Raw genomic sequence first — 2,651 nt, 5'->3', positions numbered from 1 at the left:
TGCGGGTTTCGGTAATTCGCGGACAGGGATTCCATTAAATCCCGGACAGCGATTTCACTAAATCCGGGACAGCATTTCCGCTAATTCGCGGACAGCGATTCCGGTAAATCCCGGACAGTCTTTCGGCATAAAGAGATCGACTTTCGCACGCGCCGTTTTGCCATTCTGGACCTCGATTTGAACGAGGGGCTGATGAATGGCGAGGCGGAAGCAGGTGAGACTTACTGACGTGAAGGACATTCGATCGATATTGCGACTGACGCACGAACAGGGGCTTTCGGTTCGTGCGATATCGGAACGGCTGAAGATCAGCAAAACGACCATTTCGACCTACCTGCTGCGGGCGCGTGAGGCCGGGTTGACGGGCTGGCCGTTGCCGCCTGGGCTGGACGATGATGGCATTCTGCAGCGCCGCCTGTTCCATCGTCGCGGCCGTCCGCCCCAGGACATGCACGAACCCGACTGGGGCAAGATCGCCAGTGAATTGAAGCGGAAGGGCGTGACACTGACGCTGTTGTGGCAGGAATATCGCGAACGGCACCCCAACGGTTACGGATACACGTGGTTCTGCGAGCGGTTCGCCGCTTTCGAACAGCGCGCCAGCGCCACCTTCCGCAATCGCCACACTGCCGGCGCGGCGATGCAGACCGACTACGCCGGCCAAACCGTCCCGGTGATCGATCCGGTGACGGGCGAAATCCGGCTGGCGCAGATCTTCGTCGCGGTTCTGCCAGCCTCCTTGTACACCTTCGCCTATGCAAGCTTCACTCAACGGTTGCCGGACTGGATCGAGGGTCAGCAGCGGGCGCTGGGTTTCTTCGGTGGCGTGACGAAAGCCATCGTCTGCGACAACCTCAAGGCCGGCGTTGCCAAGCCCTTGTGGTTCGAGCCGACCATCAACGCCACTTTTGCGGCATTCGCCGAGCATTACGACACGACGATCCTGCCGACCCGTCCGAAACGGCCGAAGGACAAGGCCAAGGTCGAAGGCAGCGTTCTCATCGTCGAGCGCTGGATCCTGGCGCGGCTGAGAAACGACCGTTTCTTCAGCCTTGTCGATCTCAATGTGCGGATCAGCCAGCTTCTCGACGATCTCAATAGCCGGCCGATGCGCCGGGTTGGCAAATCCCGGCGGCAGCTCTTCGAGGAGATCGAGCAAGACGCGCTTGCGCCCTTGCCGGCAACGCCATTCGAATATTCCGAATGGAAGTCGGCAAAGGTTCATCCCGACTACCATGTCGAGGTCGACAAGGCCTTCTATTCCGTGCCACACCGCCTGATCGGCCGCCAGATCGATGTCCGGCTTACAAGCCGGATCGTCGAGATCTTCCATGATCACCAACGCGTCGCCAGCCACCGCCGGACGTCGCAGCGGGGCGGTCATGTCACCGTCAACGAGCACATGCCGAAGACACATCAGCATTATGCCAACACGACGCCTGCGAGCCTCATCAAGCAAGCTGCAAAGATTGGCCGCAACGCTGCAATCCTGATCGAGCGGCTGATGCGCGATAGACCTCATCCTCAGCAGGGATACCGCGCCGCTCAAGGCGTTCTATCGCTCGCGCGCCGGTACGGCCCCGAGCGTCTGGAAGCGGCGTGCGATCGGGCACTGACGATCAATGCGCTCAGCTATTCCTCCGTCAGCACCATCCTCAAATCCGGTCTCGATCAGGCCCCGCCTGGTGCTGAGCCAGTCAAGCCCACCCCGGTGCATGGCAACATCCGCGGCAGCTCCTATTACCAGTGAAGAAAGGAAGATACTCACATGCTCACACATCCAACCCTCGACCAGATGCATGCGCTCGGCCTATCCGGCATGGCGGCAGCATATCGCGACCTGGCCAATCAACCTGAGGGCAGCGATCTCAACCGCGATGAATGGCTCGGCCTGATGCTTGATCGGGAGATGGCCGTGCGCGGCGACAAGCGACTGACCAACCGGCTTGCAATCGCCAAACTGCGTTTCCCCGATGCTTGCATCGAGAACATCGACTTCGCCGCCCCTCGCGGCCTCGACCGCCGACAGCTCCTCTCGCTTGCCCAAGGCGAATGGCTCAAGGCCCATGAGCACTTGATCCTGACCGGACAAACGGGAACGGGCAAAACATGGCTCGCCTGCGCCATCGGACGGCAAGCGGCCCGCCTCGATTATTCCGTTCTCTATGTCCGCATGCCCCGTCTCTTCGAGGATTTGGCGCTAGCGCGCCTCGACGGCCGGTTTCCCCGATTGGTCGACAAGCTCGCGCGTGTTCAATTGCTCATCCTTGATGACTGGGGAACCCACGCGCTCAGCGATCAGCAGCGGCTCGATCTCCTGGAAATCTTCGAAGAGCGCTACCGCCGGAAATCCACTCTAATCACCGCCCAGCTCCCCGTCGCGCAGTGGCATGAGATGATCGGAGAACCAACAATCGCTGACGCCATCCTCGATCGTATCGTCCATAACGCCCATCGAATTGCGCTCGAAGGAGACAGCATGAGGAAGCAAAAACCAAGACCGCTCTTGACCGAAGCGTAAAACGCCGAAATCAATAACCAATGACATCAACCAGGCGAACGAAAGTCGATCCCGCGAGACTGTCCGCGATTTAGTGAAACGACTGTCCGGGATTTACCGGAATCGATGTCCCGTTAATCCGAAATCCGCA

General features: G+C 59.7%; 2 protein-coding genes. Both read left to right on the top strand.

Annotated features, from left to right (window positions below; all coding sequences use genetic code 11):
- The first annotated feature begins 196 nt into the window (after positions 1-196).
- The gene (gene istA / locus PL597_RS25810) at positions 197-1,750 is read left to right on the top strand and encodes an IS21 family transposase (RefSeq protein WP_271366639.1); all 1,554 of its coding nucleotides are present in this window, start codon (positions 197-199) and stop codon (positions 1,748-1,750) included.
- Between the two features lie 18 nt (positions 1,751-1,768).
- Positions 1,769-2,521, top strand: a complete 753-nt coding sequence (gene istB, locus PL597_RS25805; protein ID WP_027677343.1) for an IS21-like element helper ATPase IstB — start codon at positions 1,769-1,771, stop codon at positions 2,519-2,521.
- Positions 2,522-2,651: the final 130 nt, after the last annotated feature.

The sequence above is a fragment of the Agrobacterium sp. ST15.13.013 genome, from assembly GCF_027956525.1.
Taxonomy (GTDB): domain Bacteria; phylum Pseudomonadota; class Alphaproteobacteria; order Rhizobiales; family Rhizobiaceae; genus Agrobacterium; species Agrobacterium salinitolerans.
This window is presented reverse-complemented; position numbering and strand designations above follow the sequence as displayed.

What these genes read in the sequence shown, in the direction of transcription:
- istB (WP_027677343.1), top strand. Translation starts at nt 1,769, where the DNA reads ATGCTCACACATCCAACCCTCGACCAGATGCATGCGCTCGGCCTATCC.
- istA (WP_271366639.1), top strand. Translation starts at nt 197, where the DNA reads ATGGCGAGGCGGAAGCAGGTGAGACTTACTGACGTGAAGGACATTCGA.